Annotated in this window: 12 protein-coding genes and 2 pseudogenes; 5 read left to right on the top strand and 9 right to left on the bottom strand. The window is 63.2% G+C overall.

Annotated elements, in window-relative coordinates; all coding sequences use genetic code 11:
- Window positions 1-199: 199 nt before the first annotated feature.
- A pseudogene (locus QW887_RS33415) lies at window positions 200-3,287 on the bottom strand (DEAD/DEAH box helicase).
- 67 nt (window positions 3,288-3,354) lie between these two features.
- A complete protein-coding gene (locus QW887_RS33410; protein ID WP_316196079.1) occupies window positions 3,355-3,621 on the bottom strand; it encodes a hypothetical protein in 267 nt (88 codons plus the stop codon).
- Between the two features lie 1,010 nt (window positions 3,622-4,631).
- On the opposite strand from QW887_RS33410, the gene QW887_RS33405 reads away from it, so the two are divergent.
- On the top strand, window positions 4,632-4,865 hold the full coding sequence (locus QW887_RS33405; RefSeq protein ID WP_316196077.1) for a helix-turn-helix domain-containing protein: 234 nt from the start codon (window positions 4,632-4,634) through the stop codon (window positions 4,863-4,865).
- Between the two features lie 491 nt (window positions 4,866-5,356).
- Window positions 5,357-5,604: pseudogene (locus QW887_RS33400) on the top strand (transposase); the annotation flags it as partial.
- Window positions 5,605-6,122: 518 nt separating this feature from the next.
- Here QW887_RS33400 and QW887_RS33395 read toward each other — a convergent pair.
- The 7 genes from QW887_RS33395 to QW887_RS33365 form a co-directional block, all read right to left on the bottom strand.
- Complete coding sequence (locus QW887_RS33395) at window positions 6,123-7,193, bottom strand: hypothetical protein (protein WP_316175737.1); 1,071 nt, start codon at window positions 7,191-7,193, stop codon at window positions 6,123-6,125.
- Window positions 7,194-7,203: 10 nt separating this feature from the next.
- Window positions 7,204-8,361: a hypothetical protein gene (locus QW887_RS33390; RefSeq protein ID WP_316175736.1), complete on the bottom strand. Its 1,158-nt coding sequence runs from the start codon at window positions 8,359-8,361 to the stop codon at window positions 7,204-7,206.
- Window positions 8,362-8,407: 46 nt separating this feature from the next.
- Window positions 8,408-8,656: a hypothetical protein gene (locus QW887_RS33385; RefSeq protein ID WP_315716235.1), complete on the bottom strand. Its 249-nt coding sequence runs from the start codon at window positions 8,654-8,656 to the stop codon at window positions 8,408-8,410.
- A gap of 91 nt (window positions 8,657-8,747) precedes the next feature.
- Window positions 8,748-9,764: a hypothetical protein gene (locus tag QW887_RS33380; RefSeq protein ID WP_316175735.1), complete on the bottom strand. Its 1,017-nt coding sequence runs from the start codon at window positions 9,762-9,764 to the stop codon at window positions 8,748-8,750.
- Window positions 9,765-9,864: 100 nt separating this feature from the next.
- Window positions 9,865-10,170, bottom strand: coding sequence for a hypothetical protein (locus QW887_RS33375; RefSeq protein ID WP_315716237.1), 306 nt, complete (start codon window positions 10,168-10,170; stop codon window positions 9,865-9,867).
- A 260-nt stretch (window positions 10,171-10,430) separates the two neighbouring features.
- Window positions 10,431-12,548 carry a S8 family serine peptidase gene (locus QW887_RS33370; RefSeq protein ID WP_316175734.1) on the bottom strand — a complete coding sequence of 706 codons (2,118 nt, stop codon included), beginning with the start codon at window positions 12,546-12,548 and terminating at the stop codon, window positions 10,431-10,433.
- Between the two features lie 17 nt (window positions 12,549-12,565).
- Entirely contained in the window at window positions 12,566-13,690 is a 1,125-nt protein-coding gene (locus QW887_RS33365; protein ID WP_316175733.1) for a phosphatase PAP2 family protein, read from the bottom strand.
- A gap of 230 nt (window positions 13,691-13,920) precedes the next feature.
- On the opposite strand from QW887_RS33365, the gene QW887_RS33360 reads away from it, so the two are divergent.
- The 3 genes from QW887_RS33360 (at window position 13,921) to QW887_RS33350 (ending at window position 18,877) form a co-directional block, all read left to right on the top strand.
- Window positions 13,921-15,624, top strand: coding sequence for a hypothetical protein (locus QW887_RS33360; RefSeq protein ID WP_316175732.1), 1,704 nt, complete (start codon window positions 13,921-13,923; stop codon window positions 15,622-15,624).
- Between the two features lie 300 nt (window positions 15,625-15,924).
- Window positions 15,925-17,424: a bacterial transcriptional activator domain-containing protein gene (locus QW887_RS33355; RefSeq protein WP_316185416.1), complete on the top strand. Its 1,500-nt coding sequence runs from the start codon at window positions 15,925-15,927 to the stop codon at window positions 17,422-17,424.
- 196 nt (window positions 17,425-17,620) lie between these two features.
- Window positions 17,621-18,877 (top strand): cytochrome P450, encoded by a 1,257-nt coding sequence (locus QW887_RS33350; RefSeq protein WP_316196074.1) that lies wholly within the window; start codon window positions 17,621-17,623, stop codon window positions 18,875-18,877.
- The last annotated feature ends 56 nt before the right edge of the window (window positions 18,878-18,933 follow it).

The following is an 18,933-nucleotide window of genomic DNA, read 5'->3' as shown; positions in this document are numbered from 1 at the left end:
TCATGCGACGACCGCAGATACAGCAAGACGAAAATGGATTGATTGGGAGCGGGATGGGTTCCGCTTGTCAGTTGTTTCCCGAACGGCCGGCTGCCGCGCAAAGGAACCAAGGAGTGCCTCGAACGATAGGGAGCGGCTTCAAAATCCAAGCACCCTCGTCGCGGCGCCGAGCATCAGAAAACTACCGAAGTGCCGCCTGCTATTCATCCAACAGATCCAAAAAACTGTTCGATTTGTTGCAACACAGGCTCGCTGCTCCGCCCGGGATAGATGATCCGATTGCCATCGCGCTGCAGCAATTGGGAGCACGACCTCCGGATCCGTCCTGGCAGCAGCATGGCCGCAATTGCGTCCGGTCCCACGTCGAGACGCATGATCCCGCGTTCTCTGCAAATCATCCTGAGCTTGGCAATTGCGAAGAAGTTGCTGGCCGGCGGCGGCAGCATACCGAAGCGGCGCTGCGTTTCATCCTCCAGCTCCTCCAGCTCATCATCGGTCCGGCACCGAGAGGCGCGAGCGTAGATCTCGAGCCTGACTGCTTCCGACTGCACATAGTTCGACGGAAGAAGCTCCGCGATCGGCAGGTTCAACTCCGGAATCCAGAGAGCGGACATCCCGTCTCGATCGCCCTCAAGAGTCAGGGTCAGAAGATGGCCGTAGAGAGTTGGGCCAAACACCTGCACATGACCGGACTGACGATCCGAGAGCATGTCTCCGCCGCCGCGGAGATCGAGATCGCGTGCGCTGATCGCGAAGCCTGCGCCCGGGCGGTTCAGCTCCTCCAGAACGGACAGGCGCTTTTCCGATCGGCCGGAGCCGCCGTCCGTCAAAAAATGCGCAAATGCACGGATGCCGCCGCGCCCCACCCGGCCGCGGAGCTGATGCAATTGCGCGAGGCCAAATCTTTCCGGCCAACACACGACGATGGTGTTGGCTCGCGGGATGTCGAGACCGCTTTCCACGATGTTGGTCGCGAGCAAGACGTCCGCTTCGCCTTCAACGAAAGCCATCAGCCTCTCGTCGATCTCGTCGGCAGACAGCTTGCCGTGAAGCGAAATGATCCGCAGTTCGGGCGCCAGCGTGTGGATCCGAATAAGCATCGGGTCCAGATCCTGAATCCTCGGGCAGACTACAAAGCTCTGGCCATTGCGTCGGTGCTCGCGGACCAGGGCAGCCGCGATCGCGATGTCCGACAGGGGAGCCACTTTGGTCACGACCGGAACACGATGAACCGGAGGCGTTGCAATGACGCTGAGATCCCGCAGGCCCGTCAAGCCGGCCGCAAGCGTACGCGGAATGGGCGTCGCACTCATCCAGAGCCGGTGACCGTTCTTGTTGAGGCTCGACAGCATGGCTTTGTCAGCTGCCCCGAAATGCTGCTCTTCGTCGACGATGACGAGCCCTAGATCGGCAAATTTGACCTCCTTCGATGCCAGCGAAAGCGTCCCAACGACGACCTTGAGCTCACCGCTTTTCAGTCCCTCTCGCACCTTGCGCCCCTCGGCCGTCGACGCGACCCGCGACAGATTTCCGACCTCGATGCCGAGCGTCGCAAAGCGCTTGCGGAACGTCTCCACATGCTGTCGAGCCAACACGGTCGTGGGGACCACGATAGCGATCTGCCTCCCCGACAGGACGGTAGCTGCCGCTGCGCGCAACGCCACCTCGGTCTTGCCGAAGCCAACGTCACCGCAGACGATCCGGTCCATCGGGTGCCCCGACGCAAGGTCGTCCAGAACGTCGCGGATGGCCTTGGCCTGATCGGGCGTAGTGAAATAGGGAAACCGCGCGACGAATTTCTCATAGCTCGCAGGCCGCGGCACAAGCTTCGGTGCTGGCCGCCGCCGGCGCTGGCTCCGCTGCTTCGCGAGCTCCTTGGCGACGACATGAATCTCGGTCTCGGCAGCCGCTCTCCGCGGCCGCCATGTACTTCCATCAGCCCTGTCGAGAGAAGTATCCCCGAGCTCAGCCGCGTACGGCCAGATCAGGGCCAACTCCGCAAGAGGCACGAGAACGGCATCGTTTCCGGCGAACACCAGCCGGACCATCTCACGTGCAGAGACCCCTCCGCTGCCCATCGACCGCAATCCGCCGAGCCGGGCCAATCCACGTTGCAGATGAACGACCACCGATCCAAGCTCGGGCAGATCAACGGCTTCGAAGCCAGGTGTCCAAGCCCAGTTCGCGGGTTGCGGCTGATGGGCCCTGCTGCCGAGAACGTCGGACGCGGTGATGACGACAATTGGCTTCCGCCCCGGAACGACGAAGCCGGCGTCGAAGCCCGCCAGCAAGGCGGCTTCTCGCCTGCCCCTCGCAGTTGCCAGCGCCCAATCAGCGGCACATTCGGCTTTGACCCCGCTCATCCGCGCCATCAGGCGCAGATCCGCTTCGGCCGCGGCAGCAAACACCACACGCGCGTCACCGCGCTGGGCTTCGTCGACAAAGGCGCGCAGCGCCTTCCGGGGCGCGGCTTCCTTGAAGAACTCCGGCGTTGCCCGGTATGGCGCTGTCGGCGACAGCAGAGCGATCCTTTTCGCCGCCTGGTCCCACTCGCGGCGGCTCACATAGGCTCGATCACGCTCGGCGCGAGGAGCCGCGTCCTCAATCGTGCTCAGCCAAGTGTCTGCGTGCTTGGGCACCTCGGCATCTGCGACCCACTTGGCTCGCGTGCAGTACTCGAACAGGCTGGCCTTGTTCCGAGCTCGTTCCTTGAACGCCAGCCGCTCGGACATCGGATCGATCTGAAGCTCCTTGAGCTCGGAGATCACTTCCTGATTTAGCGGATTGAATGCGGCAATCCGTCGTATCCTGCCTGCAGAATGCTCGACCCTGATAGGGCCGCGCGCACCGGCCGGAAAAATCTCGAACGTGTTGCCGTGAAACAGCGCCCCGCCCGGATAGTCTGGGCTATCGTCCAGGTCGTAGCCAAGGCTCTCAAAGCGAGCCTGAAGATGCTGTTCGGAATAGGCGCCGCCGATCCTAAGCAACATGCCAACACGCGGCCAATCAGCCGTGAGGGGCAACCGCTCCATCATCGCTTCTGCCGTGGTGACGAGCAGAATCGAATTCTTCGCAGTCGCAAGGCGCCTCAACACGGAATTGCGCCTGCCGGCAATGTCACGTGACGGCTCGAGCACATCGAATGGCAGGGTGTTCAGTCGCGGATAAACGAGCACATCACAGGTCGGCTCAAGAGCCTGAATGATGGAGGCCAAACGCTCGGCCCTACGCTCATTCTCGGCGAGAAACACGAGACCGCCTCGACCGGATTCTTGCCACTGTACCATGAGGTGCAGCGCCAAGAGTCCGAGAGGCGATGCGGAGGACACGGCAAACCTCGCGACCGCTGCCTTGTTAGGCGCGCCCAATATCGTCTTGCGCGGAGCCGGCTTCTTTGGTGCGGCGGATTGCTTTGGTGAAGTCGTTTTCTGCTGCACCGAGCTGCGGGACGTACGAAGGATAGAAGGCAAAGATATCGGCTCGCGTGTTATTGGGACCACCGAGCGGAAAGCCGGCGAATCTATTGACGCTTAGCGGATTCGGACGCTCAAGGGCACCCCAGAATCTGGATTGCATTGTCGTGTCCAACTCGAAGTTGGATGTGTCACCAAGCAGCATCATCACGTATCATGCGATGTCCACTCTCCGGACCGAGCGTCTACAGCCAATGTCCTCAGGATCTGCAGTGCGTCAGGCGAGCAATTTCCGCTGATTGGACGCGCGCCGACGGCTCAGTGAAGATTGATAGGTTTCACAGTCTCTGCTGGCCACCAACATGTTGAACGAGCGTCTGACACATCGCTGATCGATCAGGCGGAGCGGAGCGAGGGCAGAGAAAGGCACCCGCAGGAGGGTCAGCATAGCGGCCGCTGCGCCAGCGGCGGGACCCGGGACCGAGTGCAGTCGCGAGACCGGTTAACAAGGCACCCGCGTTTGGGGCAGTGATAGCGATGCCGCGAAGCGGCAGCCCCTAACGCGAGAGCCTCCGGCGAGCGACACCAAAACCGTTGAACGGGCTACCCGTCCTGTCCTTTTTGCTCATGCCGCAGCAAACCAGCAATGCCCCCCACGGAGACGCCAGTTGCCTACGATGGAAGCAGGAAGGGCTCTCCTCCGCATGTCTCGGAGGAGCCGTACTCGGGCTGCGCTGTCAAGCCGGCCATTGTAGTCGCACATAGGAATACCTGAAAGCCGGGCCGGAGGTTACGCCGAATATCTCCGGACCTTGAACGGGCGATTGAATCGCAGAGCCGCTCATGTCCAAACGTGATAATTTCGAGGTGATGGATGGCGATCTATGTAGTCGGCCGCGTCCGGGCGAAATTTCTGCGTGGTCAACTCGCCAGCCCCGCTTGTGTTCGAAAACCGACCTGATTCTACGCCACCGTGTCCGAAGCACACACCGAAGCATTGTCGCTCTTCCAAATTCGTACGGAGGCAAATTGACTGCATTCTGCAAGACATGGGGCGCTGCGAACTCCAAGCAGGCACGACTCGTCCCCTGCCTGGGACGCGCGTACACGACAACTCACATCGGAATCGCGCAAGGCATTCAGGAGTAGAGCATCTGCAACGTGGTCAGAACCAACTTTCCCGTTCAAACGTCAAATCCACTCGATCAAGGCACCTCAATGGACAAAGCCGATAGCGATAACAAGCAGCGCCGTCTCGTCGAGTTCAAGGAAGGTTGCCGATATGGCAAATTCGGCAAGACAAAGGCTTATGAACTGATCGCGCAGGAGCGGATTAGGGCGTACAAAATGGGAGGCAAGACACTTATCGACCTCGACAGCATTGATGAATATCACGCCGTGCTGCCGCGCGTTGAATCGCGGGGCATGGTCGTGTCCTCGGAGGTGGTGTAGCTCGGTACAGCAAAGCCATCCGCACGGTCGTTCTTGATGATCGGGACGATGATAGGCCCTCGTGCGCTCGTGGAGAAGGCCCCGATGCCGATGTCCCGCGCGCGATGATCGGCCCTGTGCCCAGCGGCTGACGGATATGGAGTCGGCGGGCTGACGGCGCGCCCTATGGCGAGAAGAGCGCTGAGTGCTGGCGCAGCGCAACAGCTACCGCGACCAGAGCTCGGAAATTGGAGCCGGCAAACTCGAGTTGCCGTATCCCCAAGCTGCGCAAGGGAAGCTATTCCCAGCTTACCGAAGCCGTCGATCCAAAGATCGGCCAATCGCCCTCGACTGGCGGCTGCGGAAGGCTTTCACCCCCGCTTCGCGGGGGCAGGCTCGTGTCGTCGATCTCCTGGCAAGGACGAAAGCCGCGATCTGCTCGGACATCGGCCCGTCCAAGACCCATGCGTTTTAGACTGCGTTCCGCGCAAGCTCGCCCGCCTCGGGCTCGCGGGGTCAAGCTGATGATCTCGGATGGCCACGCGGGCATCAAGGCCGCGGTTAGCAAGGATGGTCAACGCGCTTGGCAACGCAACCGCGTGCCACTTCAAGGACAACGTGCTGGCGCATGCCAAAGAGCGGGCTCCGCGTCGTCTCCGCCTTCACCGCCACCGCCTTTGCCGGTGACGATGCCGAAGCCGCCGGGGCGCAGTGGCGCAAGGTCTCTTACCAACTCAGTCCCAAACTCCCAAAGCCCGCTGCAAAGGGGTGCGTGCGCGCCGGGAGCCTGCAATTCTTCATGCCTGCTATACCGGGTGTCATCTTGTTGGTATTACTGCTGGTACCGGCAGCAACGCGCGCGGAATATCTTCTGTATATTCAAACGCTTAAAGCGTTAGTGGACTGTCGGCCAGGGGCACCATTTGGACGTTTGCCCGCATCCGCCGACGTTCGTTTTCCCCTCATAATCCAAAGACAAGCCGCCGTTTGCCCTTGGCCGGCGTTCGCCCCGTCTTGCTGGTACCTTGATGGGAGTTCGCGGGGATCATGATATCGCGAGCTTTGGGTGGAATCGAACCTATGCCGGCCAAATCCGCCCCCTATTTCCGGCACCTGAAGCCGGCAACGAAAGACTACAAGCGCTCAAATGAAGGCGGGCTCTTCATGCTCGTCACCGCGACCGGATCGTAACTTTGGCGCTTCGCCTATTGCTACGACGGCATGCAGAAACCGCTCGGAAACTAACCTCCATAGGCTTCCTTCGCTGACAAGCGTGGGTCAGTCAGACGCTGGTGGAAGCCCCAACTCGGGGATCCTGTCGCGCTGCGGATCCTGGAAGTCGAACAGCATGCGGCCAGGGATCTTGCCAATCTCGAGATTTTCGATGAGGAACGCGCGAACACCGAAGTGGCCTTTGAAGTCCTGCCGCACCTTGTCCCAGTCCGAGAAGGCGCAGAACTTCTCCTTGGGAATCGTGCAGGGTTGGATCGGTGGATTCTTCTGCGAGAAGCCGAGGGGATGCCAATCGCGGTAGAGGCCGCCGACGAGCTCCTTGGCGGCGTAGTGCCCGCAGAAGAAGGTCTGCGCCAGCTCGCAATAATGCGGGTAGAACGGCTTGAAGTTGTCGATACGGTAGGTCTGAATGCCGGTGTCGCCGAACTCCTTGAGCTCCGCGTCGTGAAGCTTGCCGGGCTTGAGAAAGCGATCCTCCGGCGCAACGCCAGCCTCGACATTGCTGACGACCTGCAACAGACCCCGCGCATTGGCCGGATAGAGATCGATCTGCAGGGGAAAGATCACGACTGATACACGGTATCCGGCGACGTAGCCGATGCCGAACAGGTCGAGCGCTTCCTTGACCGTATGACCCTTCAACTCCTCGTAGTCGGCGACGAAGGAATACTTCTGCCGGGGCGGACCGAGCTGGGTCAGCGCGTCGATGCCGAGGGCGGCATCGGAGGGGCTGCGCGAGATCATGCGGATGACATAGCGCACACGTCTGTTGCTGGCGAGATCGTCGATCGCTTCATTGACCGACTTCCTGCGAATCGGATCCTGCGACACGTAGAACAGCGCCAGCGACGGACCGGCCGCGGAGAACAGGATGCCACCAACCAGGCAAAGGAAGAACGCCGCCTTGAAGAACGGGGTGACCTCTTCCGGTTTTGACCTGAGCGCGATGCAGGCGAACACCGTGGTGATGAGCAGCAGGATCAGTCCGACCGCCAGCAGCGCTGCAGTCGAGGATGAGGCGAGCACGAAGCTCAGCACCTGAACGAAACCATCGATGGCCTTGTCCATATCATCTCCCTCCGTCGTGAAACCGTAGAGCTTCCAGAAGCCGGTCATGACTACCAGCTCAGTCCTTGTCGGCGGTGCAGCGTCCGCCCGGGAAGCCAGCGAAGGCGGCACAGGTCTTGAAATTGAGCGAGAGCTTGTACAGGTCCGTTCGCTTGGCCGTCTCCTCGTTGCGCCCCTTCTGATAGGAGAAGGCGAGCGCGACGTTCGGGTTGATGTCGTATTTGATCGTGCTGTCGAGCCAGCTGCCGCTCTGCCCGGAATAGACCTCGCGCCACCAGTGATAGGTGACGGCGCCGCTCAGGCCGGCGAGCGGCTCGGCCCAGGCCGGCAGCGCGGTGCCGAAGTCCGCAACGCGGAACAGAAACGTCGCTTCGGGGCCGATGCGCAGCGAGCGGCCGAGACCGGAGAAGCCGATCGGTACGACACCGCCCTGGCGCTCGTCATATTGCACCTTGAGGTCGGGACGGAAATTGGTGGTCACGAAGGTGCCCGGAATCTGCCGGTTCACGCGCAGATACATCGGCATCCATTCGAGCTTGGCCTGCCCAGTGGTTCGGTTCAGGATACCATCGCGGGTTTCGAGCCAGCTGCCGCGGACATAGTCGGCGCCACCGATCGGGTTGATGAATCCGACCTCGGCGCTGCCGCCGACGGTGATCGCATCCCGGCTGTCGTCGCTTGCCGCGGCGGAATGCGCTTCCTTATCGACCTTCACATAGGACGCCAGGCTGGCACCTATGAAGCGCGAGTAGTCTTCGTTGAGATAGCTGTAGGCGAGACCGACCAGTCCATTGACCTGCCAGATCGTGTCGGCGGCCGTGTTGTTGCGCGCCCAGGACAATTCCGCACCCGTCGCCTTCTCATTGGACTGCGGCTTGCCGAACATGTCGACATCGGCGAAGTCCTTGCGCACGAACCAGATGAAGTCGCTGACCGGCGCGGGCCCGGGCGCCGTCTTCACCGCCAGCGCTGCGGCTGCGGCCGACGCCCGCTGCGGGCGCGGCGTGGCGGCGACGGGCCACTGCTGCCCGCAGCCTTGTTTCAGGCGCTTGTGCGCATAGTCGCGCGCGATCGCCGTCCAGTCCGGCTCGGCCGCGGGGGCGGCCTTGTAGCACGCGAAGATGTCGTCAGCAGCTGCCGTCTCGGCTGCGGCCTGCGCCGCAAGGATGCCGCCCGCGACGGCGACGGCGAGACTGGCGAGGCTCATGCGCTTCATCGGTACCTTCCCTCATGTGGTGGACTGGATCCCGCCGGTGCCCGCCTCAGTTTCCGGCGGCGCGGACCTTCTGGTAGATCAGCGTCACGATATCCTTCACCAGTTCGCAGCCGGCGAACTCACTCGGCGTGTAGCTGGCGCGGCGCCAACCCCGCAGATGCCGGCCGATGTCGTAGATGTCATAGGCATCCAGGCCGAGATCGCCGGCGAGCGAGGTGGCCTCGGTCGCCGAGGGCCACTGGCGATGGAAATAGTCGAGGACGTATTGCTCCACTCTGTCGCGCGTCGTCGTCATGGATTGCTCCGGGATTGAGGAATTGGGACCGCGCGCCGGCGGACGAAACCTGCAGGACGCGGCCTGCAGGTTTCATCTGCCGCTCGCCGCATCACTTGCCGAACAGAGGACCAACGGACGGAAGGATGACCGCCGTGACCGCTCCCTTCGCGCCGTCCGCAGACGTATTGCCGAAGCCGAGGTTTGCAGGCGACGGGAAATTGCCTGGCGACCCTCCGCCTGTGCCCTTGCACCAGCCATTGGCCGGCGCGCCCTGGCCTCCGGGGCCCGGATTGCCCGGGCTGCCGCCCCGACCTGGGAGTCCGGCCCTCCCGCCGACATTGTTGATCCGCGAATAGCTCAGGACTTCGTAGGCAGGTCTGGTCGTGACGAAGACGAGATCGGCGCCTTGTCCCCCAGCGCCGGCGTCACCGCCCCGTCCTCCGGGACCGGCAGCGCCTCCCGTCCCGCCGGGGCCGCCACCCTCCTTGCAGTCGAACAGGCTCGTAGCGCCCTCCTTGCCGTTTCCAGCCCGGCCGCCGTTGCCGCCTTTCCCCCCGGTCCCACCATCGCCGCCGTCAATGCCGCGGAAGAGAAGGACGAGGTTGAGAAGACCAGCCGGGATCGGCCCTTTCGGATCGGAGAGCTCTCCGGCGACCAGATAGACGTCGGGCAGTTGCCGGGTCTGTCCGGCCACGGCAGGCCCGCCAGGGCCGCCGGGGTAACCGGGATTGCCAGTCCGGTTGGTCTCGCCGGGATTGTCGGCGCCATTGGGACCTGCGGGGCCGTCACTGCCGACGGCGGCCACGGCCTGCGGATCGCGCTGGATGATGCTGTAGGTGTCCGGGTTGGCGAACTTGATGCGTTGCGCGGCCACCACGATGTAGGGATAGTTCAATCCGGTCAGCGTCAGCTTTGCCCCCGCCGCGAAGGAAATCTCGTCTGCCTTGATGATCTGCTGCGCGAATTTCTCCTCGCCGCTGATCGGAATCAGCGTCTGCGTCAGCGGAGCCGCCTTGATCGCGGCCGCGATGTCGGGCGGAAGTGAGCCTGTCGGAATCTGCTGTTGCGCCAGAGCGACGCTGGGCAACAGCATGGCGGAGCAGGCCATCAGTCGAAGACTCTTCATCTGCAATCTCCTCACGTCATCATGATTGTTTGAAGCAGCGTCCCGCTTTCGAGACGCCGCGCCTGGACGGCGAGCAGTCATCCATGTCGCCGAACAGCGCCTAGCGAGATCCCGGAATCGGGAAGCGGACGTTTCCCTCGGCGCTGTTCCGGGTCACGTTGCCGCCGAGCGAGACATCGCGGTTGACGTTGAGCCGCGGCTCGTTGGTGGAAGGATCACGGCTGATGTTCGGATAGTTGGTCGGAGGCGGGGCTGGAGCGCGGAAGTTCTGCAACCGCTCGCTGTCGGTCTGTTGATGCGGCTGATAGGTCGGCACCAGGTCCTTGAGGTTCTGACCGGAGGCCTGGGACATCAGCAAGGGCGAGATGATCAAGCCCATCACGATACGGATATTGGATCTGCGCATTGAATCCTCCTGTGTCTCGTTTGCACGGGAGGAACTATGCCGAGGCGGTGTGAGACGATCGTCAGGACATCGCAAGAGCATCGTCAAAAATGCATCGGAACGACGCCATCTGCACTCACGCACTTGCGCTATCGCGCGCGTCGGCAAGGGCGCAGCGCAAGAGGCATCGGATTCAGGCTGGGAGTCGAGGCGCGCGGCTGTGCTGGCTCACTGTCTGCCAGCATGCTGCGATTGCGCGGCGGCGAACCAGGGAGTCGGGCTCACCGCAAGTTTGGGCTGCGCGGATAGGTCCGCGGCGGCAGGCCGGGGTGGCCGCTCGCACGCAGGATGAAACTGCCGATACGGGCATGGTCACACGGCGAAGTGGCGACCGCGTCCTGCTTGATCGGCTCGAGCACGGCGGCGCCCGGCGGCGGGATGTCGGAGCTGGCCACGGGACCGTCGGTCACCGCAAGCGACGCAAGCACCGGGCCCGGTTGCAGCGATGCGAGATAGTCTGCGAGCCGACGTACGAGTTGCGGCGCTGCCACGCTGGTGCCGCGCATCGCCACCACCGAACCGCTCCGGGTACCGGCCGCGAGCACGCCCCAATGCGCGGGCCCCTGGTCGGCGATGGCAGCACAATCGGGCTCGGCGCGCCCCGGCGTCGGACCGCTCGCCGTATAATCCGTCGGCTGGCCCGCGGCATCGACGGCGCCGACCACGAGCGCGCCCGCACCGGTCGCGAGCGCCGACAGTGTGTCCTCGCGAGTCATGGGGCAGCCGCTGCTGTCCGGATCGCTGTAGCTGCCATCCAGCGCCGCACGCTGATAGCCCCCTGCATGATCGAAATAGGACTGACGTCCATGCTGCACGTAGCCCAGCGGGGTATCGTCGCGCTGGATGTAGAGATGTGCGGTCAGCGGCGCCTCCGATCCGTTGGTGATGGAAAGCCGCCAGCGTCCGGCCGGCGCCGGTTGCCTCACGCTCCAGCGCGCGGTGGTCGGATTGACCGACAGATGAAAGCGGACGCGGTCGGGCTGGCCGGCCACCTTGGCGAGGTGGCCATTGATGGCGGCGATCGGCTTGCCGTCATCCTCCAGCACCTGCACATCGCCATCACCGAATCCATCGATCTTGCGCGGCACATCGCCGGGCGGCGTCAGGCTGACGCCGACGCGCGGCCATTGCTGCGCGATCGCTTCGCCGTCGAGCCAGATCTCGAGATGATTGGACGTACCGTCATCCGGCAGCATGATCCAATCGATCTGATCGGAGGCGCCGGGCTGCACAACCATCCGCCCCGTCGTCCGCTCGCGATAGCTGTTGCCGGCCGGCAGCACCAGATAGGTCGGGCCGCCGCGTTGGTTGCGACGCTCGATCATCCGCGACAGAGCCTGCTCGATCTCGTGGCTGCCGTTCTTGGGGCCGGCCGCGATGCCATAGCTGAAATTGATGACGAGCGGCAGCTTCGGGTTGATCCGGTCGGCCCACAGCATGATCTGGCGCGCCCCCTGCAGCACGTAGCTCGCCATGGTAACGCCGGTCGTATCGCTGGACACCGGCGACGGCAGTTGCACCGCCAACAGAGGCCGCTTGCTGCCGATATCCTCCGCGGTCGGATCGTAGCCGCCGGAGAGATCGAGGATGTGTGTGCCGTGCGAGACGCGTTGCGCCAGCGGCTTGTGCTGATCATTGCCGAAATCGGTCATGCCGAACGCGCGATAGATGTCGGCCTCGCTCGCATTCGCCGCAAACAGCACGTCGAGCTCCTCGCCGGTGAGCCGCTGCCCGGCGGCGACGCCGAAATCCTTGGTCCGGCGCTCGACATCCTGCAGCCAGATCGCTCGGATGCGCGATCTGCCGCTCCTGCTGCGAAAACGGCGGTTGGCAAAGGCGATGCCGTCATCGATGACGCCGATAGCGACCTGCCGCGTCAAATCCGTCAACGGCTTGCCGAGATCGGTCGGCGCGGCGATGCCAGAGTCGAAGCGCAGGCCTGGAATCGGCGGGCCGACATGGATCGCGGTGAAGAGACCGTTGGCGGCAGTGCGATTGGCGATGTCTTCGGGCCGGTAGATGAAGAACTGCACATCGCGCGGATCGTCCGGCGGGGGGACGCGACCGATGCGGATGTCGTCGATCAGCTTCGTCAGCAGATCGAATTCGTCGGCCGACATGCGGATGGTCAGCGCGTCAGCAGGCTCGTCCGGCTCGCGGCCGGCGGCCACGATGGCGGCCAACTGGCCGAGATGGACCACATAGCTGCCGTTGGCCTCCGGCAGCAGTTGGATCTGCACGCTGCACCAGTCCAGCCTCTTGCCGAGTGGCCTGTTGCGCAACTCCCAGTCCAGATAGGGATTGGCTCGTTCGGCCCGATCTCCTCGCCAGTCTCTCATGCGCCTGTCCTTTCGTGTCAGCCGACGATCAGGCGGCACTCGGCGAGCGCCTGCGTCCAGAGATGCTGCAAGATCGGCGAGGCTGGAACGGTCGATGGCGTGCCGGCCTCGATGATCGCGCCGCCGCCACCCTGCTCGCTGGCGACGTTCGCAGCAGCCGTTCGCCTGTAGGACATCGCCAGCACATCGTCGTAGCGGAAATCGTCGTTGAACCCCCGCCCGTCGAACTTGCGCATCGTGACCTGGCCGCAGCCAGAGCAGCGCGCAATGAACAGCTCCGCCAAGGTCCAGCCCAGCACCATACCGGCCACGCTGTCGACCGGAAAATGCACGCCGGCGACCGTCCGGTTGATGGCAATGCGCTCGGCGTGGCGCATCAGCTGCACGAACACTGGAGCGGTCGCATCGACATCGTCTCGCCCGGTCCTAGCCTTGCGCATGAGCGCATTGATCACGAAGGCCGCAGCAAAGGATTCCGTGGCATGGCCGCTCGGCAGCGACCCATGCCCCGGCGTCTGGATCATCGGCTGTATCTGCGGTGAGTATTCGATTGGGCGCCGGCAGGTGAGCGCATGCTTGACCCGCATTTCGATCGTGGTCGTCACCTGCAGGATCAGCGCCAGCAGCTCGGCGGTGTGCGGGCTGCGGCTCGGATTCCAGTATCCGACCAGGCCCAAGAAGCTGGTGAAATCGTGCAGCTCGGCCAGGATCTCGCTACTGCGTTCCATCCGGAGCGCGGCATAGTTGAACACCCAAGCCGCTTGTTCGGCGAAGTCCGAGGCATTGGGACGGATCATGTGCACGATCGGCGTGAACGTCTCATCGCTGCGGCCACGGTACTGAAGCGAGATCGAGGTCTCGCCTTCGTCATAGACAAGGCCCGACAACAGCTCGCCAGCGAAGATGCGCAGTCGCACGTCGCGCGACCAGCGATCGAGCGCCTCTGGCCCGGCAGTATAGTGATCAGGCGTGTGTGACGGCTGGTTCCAGTAGCCGACGACGCCCTCCCGGCTGGTAATCAGCGCGCGTGCACGCGATGAGGCGCGGACACGGCGGCCTTCGCCGCTCTCACCGCTTTCGCCGCTTTCGCCGCTCTCACCACTTTCGCCGCTTTCTCCGCTCTCACCGCTTAGCCATGCCATCTGCCGCCTCCCTGCCTGGCCCGGCGGACTTGCTCCGCCCGTTACCACTGAATGGTCGTTTTGACGGCACGCGCGGTCAAGCCGCCGGCCTTCGAAATGACGGCGTTTCACGGATTTTTCACGTTGACAGCAAGGGTGTTGGAGACTTCACTACTCAATCATTGGTTTCCGTATTTTCACGACTGATTACATCATGGTTGTGGGCGACGAATGTGAGCTCAGATCCAAAATTGCTGATCAAGCTTCTTGGTCCGTTCCGCGTGGTCAAGGCTTCTGGCGAGGATTGCACGCCTAGAGGACGCAAGGCTTGCGCCCTCATTGCGATGTTGGCGCTGGCGCGTGAGCACAAGCGGTCGCGGGTCTGGATCCAGGACAGGCTCTGGGGGAGCCGCGGCAAGGAGCAAGGCGCGGCCAGCCTTCGCCAAAGCCTGACCGAAATCCGCAAGGCGCTGGCCGACTGCCGCTCCCTGCTGTGCGCCGACAGCTTCGTCATTTCGCTCGATCCAAAGCTATTTGAGACCGACATCGCCCGTTACGCTACCGCGTCGCCGCAGCAGGAGATGGCGCCTCCCCAAGGTGAGCTTCTTGAAGGCTTTGACATTGCAGAGGAGGAGTTCGAGGATTGGCTGCGCGAGGAGCGTGCGCGATTCCAGATGCACGTCGCGCCGTCGCCTGACCTCCGCCACGCTGCCAATCTCGCGACCGATCTTGCAGCGCACCTGCAGCCCGCCGATGAGCGGCCCTCGCGAAACCGAATCGTCCTGATCCCCGGCTGCCGGACAGGCCCGTCGGATACTGCGGTCGTGACGGACAGCCTCGTCGATTCCATCGCCAAGACGATCAAGGAACTGGGCGTAGCCACGATCCAAGACCGGCGCGACATGAGCGCGTCGGCGGCCTGGCCGGCGGACATTTTGCCTGGCGATGGCTCGATCGGTGACGATGGCTCCTCGGCCGGCACGCTCTCCCTGCGTTCTGATGTGTTCGGGTCTGACACGAGCAAGATCGTTCGGCTCGCGCTGTTGCAGCGCCCTGCCAACACGCTGGCATGGTCGTCGACATTGCAGATCAACGGCGAGGGTACGCTCGACCTGAACGACACCAATGTGATGAGAACCATCAACCTGGTGGTCAACTTCGCCGTCGATCAACTCGCTCATATCAAGGATGGCGCTCCGAGGTCTGCCTCCCATCTATGCTATGCTGGTATCCTGCGCCTGTTTCGACTTGGCAGAGCCAACTTCGAGTCCGCCGACAAGCTGTTCGCGGCTGCTTTCGCGGCCGAGCCACGCGGCATCTATCTCGCGTGGCGCGCCTATTTGCGCACCTTCATGCTCGCCGAGCGCCAATTCAACTGCCGCCAGACGCTTGAGGCGGAGGCTTTCGATCTGATGTACCGGGCGCTGGAGCTCGAACCCTACAACTCCTATGTTGCTGGCCTGAGCGCGCATGTCCATTCCATGATGCGACGCTCGTATGTTGCCGCCTATGAGCTGGCCGAGCGAGCCATTCAACTGAACCACGCCAACCCGATCGCCTGGGCCTGCCTGGGAATCGCAAAGAGCTATCTCGGCAAACCAGAGGACGGCTTCCAGCACACATTGCTTGCCCGTACGATCGCTGGTGCGGCACCTTTCCGTTTTCAGCTCGATGCCCTGAGCTGCATTGCGGGGACCATGGCGGGAGAACTCGACAAGGCCGTCCATCTTGCAGAAGCCAGCCATGCTCTTGCTCCGACCTTTGCTCCACCCTTGCGATATTTGTCAGCTCTCTATGCCCATAATGGGCACCGTGAGCTTTCTTTCGAGATGGTTCGCAAGCTGCAGACAACGGAGCCGGACTTCTCATATGACAAGCTGAGGGATAAAGCCTACCCCGCGGCTGGCCTCCATCGAACATCAATCATCAACTCGCTGCCAGCCCGACAGTTCTAGCGGCGTCACACTTCATCCGAGAGGTCAGGGAGCGGCGATCCACGAGCGCCTGACGGTCTAGAAGAGCCTCGCGTTGAGGCAATCAGCTCCGCTGGCGTGCTCAATCCGCATGTCGTTCCCGCAAACCCGAACATGCATCGTCGCTGGAAGCGATTCATTTCGCTGCCGCATTTCACGGCTTCTGGATCTCGCCAGCTTGCAGGAATGCTCGCGAAACAGGGCCTTGAAACCTTCCGGCGGCCGCTCTTAGACTACCTCCAGTCTGGCTAACTGCAATGGGGTTGCCTCGGGTGAGTACCCATGACCAAGAATAGTTGTGTCAACCTCGCGCAATTCGCGACGCAGCAAAAGCTTCTTTTTGCGGACTTCTTCAAGCTTTACCAGACTGTCGCACAGCCCTGCCGGATCTTCGTGATCGCGGCGGACGTCAACGCGGTCGCGCGGGTCGAGAAGCTCGCAAAGCGCATCAACAAGACCGGATTCGTCGAGGGCAAGAGCTTTGTCGAGATGGCGCTGCTGCGGGTGCCGATCTCGTTTCGAGATGTCGCAGGCCGAATCGAGAGGTGGGTGGCACCAACCCGCAAACAAGGTCCTGCCCTGCTCGTCGTCGACATGAGCTGGGGCCTCGAGACCAACTCGGCGACGGCCAATTTCGAGGGTTGGCCCGCACTTGCGGAAACGCTCACCCAGCAGTCCGAGGTCTCGATCGCCTCTCTCTATAACCGCCGGGTGCTGATCGACGAGCAGTTGCTCGTCGCGCTGCGCGGCCATCCGCAGATCCTCACCAGCGCCGGACTCGTGGACAATCCGCATTGGCTGCCGTCGCGGCTGCAGACGCGCGGCGCATTGCGCGAGCAGGTCGATTTCTGGCTCGGCGCGATCGCGCCGGAGTTGCGGATCGGGACATCGGTGGCCGCGCTGCACGCAGCCGAAGGCGCCGACCCCATGTGGCTGTTGCGGCGATCGGCGGAAGAGCCCAGTACAGTTCATCTCGACAGCCGCGACCGCTGGAAGATCCGCTGCTTCGGACGCTTGCGGATCTATCGCAACGACGGCAGCCAGGTGAACTGGGACCCGCCCGGCGGAGCGACCCGCAAGACTAAGACCCTGTTCGCCTATCTGCTGCAGAAGGGCGGCCATGGCGCAGCCACCGACGAGCTTGCGGATCTGCTCTGGCCCAACGCCGAGGACATTGAGGCTGCGCGCAACCGCCTCTATCACACCGTGCGCTATCTGCGGCTGGCGCTCGGCCAGCCCAACGGACGCGACGAGACGCGCAACTATGTCCGGCGCGAGGGATCGCGCTACGTGCTGGTGCCCCCGGAGCGCAGCTGGCTCGACATCTCGACCTTCGAACAGCTCTGCCGTCAGTCCCAGGGTCACATCAAGGCCGGCGCGAGCGACGAGGCGCTGATCTGTCTGCAGGCGGCGGACCGTCTGTACACCGGAGACCTGTTCGAGGACATTCCGGTCGAGTACGCCGACGATGGCGAGCGCGACTGGTGCTGGAGCAAGCGCTATTGGCTGCGCGACATGTTCTTCAAGGTGCAACGCGACGCGGCACGGATCTATCTCGAACGCAACGACCACTCGGCCGCGCTCGCGCATTGCCAGAAGGCGCTGGCGATCGACCCCTTGTGCGAGATGGCGCATGCCGAGGCAATGCAGGTGTTCAAGGCGCAAGGCCGACGCGAGGCGATCGACCGCCAGTTCAAGCTGTACCTCGACTCGCTCAAGCATTTCGACAACCGGCCGAAGAGCGCCTCGCTTCAGGAGCTGCACCGCAAGCTCACGGCGTGAGGCCGCTCGTTCGCGACCGGCTCGGTCACGCGACCTTTGCCGGCCAAGCCATGCGCCATGGGGGTGCCGCCGCCAGCAGAATTGACGATTTATCTCAATTTGCCATAGAGTTAGGGGCTAAAGAAAACCCAAAGGCCGCCGCTTAGAGTGAGCCCATGACAACGTCGCCGGCAAAGGCGGCGAATGGGAGGACGACATGCCAGGTTCGGCAGCTCAGCTGGCGCGGTGCCCCTATAGCGACGCCGCCAAAGACTTCGATCCCTTCGAGATGCGCGATCCGTTCCCGTTCTATGAATGGGCCCGCGCCGAGGCGCCGGTCTTCTTCTCCGACGAGCTGAAATACTACGTCGTCGCGCGCCACGCCGACATCAAGGCCGTGTTCGACGACTGGCGCACATTCTCCTCGGAGAACGCCCAGGCCCCGCTTCGCGCGATGTGCGAGGAAGGCAAGCGCATCATGCGCGAGGGCGGCTTCACCGCCTATTCCGGCCTGTCGGCGCGGGTACCGCCCGATCACACCCGCATCCGCAAGCTGGTCCAGGGCTGCTTCGGGCCGCGTCGGTTCAGGGCGATCGAGCCGGAGATCAAGGCGATCGTCAACCAGGCGATCGATGCCTTCGCCGATCGCGGACATGCCGACTTCTTCCGCGAGTTTGCCTATGATGTGCCGGCGCTGGTGCTGTTCAAGCTGGTCGGCATTCCCAATATGGACGTGCCGCGCGTGAAGTCCTGGGCGGTGAGCCGCGCGCTGCTGACCTGGGGCGACCTCAGCGACGACGAGCAGATCGTGCATGCGCGCAACATGGTCGAATACTGGACCTACTGCCGCGCGCTGGTGCGTCAGCGCCACGATGATCCGACCGACGATCTGCCCGGCGATCTGGTCCGACTGCAGAAGGACGGCGCCGAGATCAGCGACGAGGAGATCGCCGGGGTGCTCTACAGCGCACTGTTCGCCGGCCACGAGACCACGACGACCTTGATGGCCAACGGCATGCGCGAGCTGCTGCAGCGGCGCGACAACTGGGAAGCCATCATCGCCGAGCCGCAGCTCATTCCGAATGCGGTCGAGGAGTGCTTGCGCTTCAGCCCGTCGATCGTGGCCTGGCGCCGGCGCGCCCTGAAGGACACCCAGATCGGCGGCGTGCCGGTGCCGAAGGACTCCAATATCCTGCTGCTCATCGGCTCCGCCAATCGCGACGAGGCGGTGTTCTCCGCGCCGACCCGTTTCGACGTCCGGCGCACCGACGCGAGAAGCCATCTGGCCTTCGGCTACGGCATTCACACCTGCGTCGGCCAGCAGCTGGCCCGCATCGAGTTCACGATCGCGCTCGGCGAGCTGACCCGCAGGCTTCCTGGCCTCCGGCTCGCTGCCGACCAGACCATCGACTTCGTTCACAACATCTCGTTCCGCGTGCCGACGGCGCTTCGGATCGAATGGGACGTGGCCTGACACGACGATCGTCATTGGACCGCGTTTCACAAGCAACAACAAGTCCGGAGCCGATC

This window comes from Bradyrhizobium sp. SZCCHNRI3052 (assembly GCF_032484895.1).
GTDB lineage: Bacteria > Pseudomonadota > Alphaproteobacteria > Rhizobiales > Xanthobacteraceae > Bradyrhizobium.
Note: the sequence above shows the minus strand (reverse complement) of the source record. Positions and strands in the feature narration are given on the sequence as shown.

Coding starts and splice junctions, on each gene's coding strand:
- QW887_RS33390 (WP_316175736.1), bottom strand. CDS start 8,361: ATGAAGCGCATGAGCCTCGCCAGTCTCGCCGTCGCCGTCGCGGGCGGC.
- QW887_RS33385 (WP_315716235.1), bottom strand. CDS start 8,656: ATGACGACGACGCGCGACAGAGTGGAGCAATACGTCCTCGACTATTTC.
- QW887_RS33375 (WP_315716237.1), bottom strand. CDS start 10,170: ATGCGCAGATCCAATATCCGTATCGTGATGGGCTTGATCATCTCGCCC.
- QW887_RS33355 (WP_316185416.1), top strand. CDS start 15,925: ATGACCAAGAATAGTTGTGTCAACCTCGCGCAATTCGCGACGCAGCAA.
- QW887_RS33350 (WP_316196074.1), top strand. CDS start 17,621: ATGCCAGGTTCGGCAGCTCAGCTGGCGCGGTGCCCCTATAGCGACGCC.
- QW887_RS33380 (WP_316175735.1), bottom strand. CDS start 9,764: ATGAAGAGTCTTCGACTGATGGCCTGCTCCGCCATGCTGTTGCCCAGC.
- QW887_RS33405 (WP_316196077.1), top strand. CDS start 4,632: ATGGACAAAGCCGATAGCGATAACAAGCAGCGCCGTCTCGTCGAGTTC.
- QW887_RS33365 (WP_316175733.1), bottom strand. CDS start 13,690: ATGGCATGGCTAAGCGGTGAGAGCGGAGAAAGCGGCGAAAGTGGTGAG.
- QW887_RS33395 (WP_316175737.1), bottom strand. CDS start 7,193: ATGACCGGCTTCTGGAAGCTCTACGGTTTCACGACGGAGGGAGATGAT.
- QW887_RS33410 (WP_316196079.1), bottom strand. CDS start 3,621: ATGATGCTGCTTGGTGACACATCCAACTTCGAGTTGGACACGACAATG.
- QW887_RS33370 (WP_316175734.1), bottom strand. CDS start 12,548: ATGAGAGACTGGCGAGGAGATCGGGCCGAACGAGCCAATCCCTATCTG.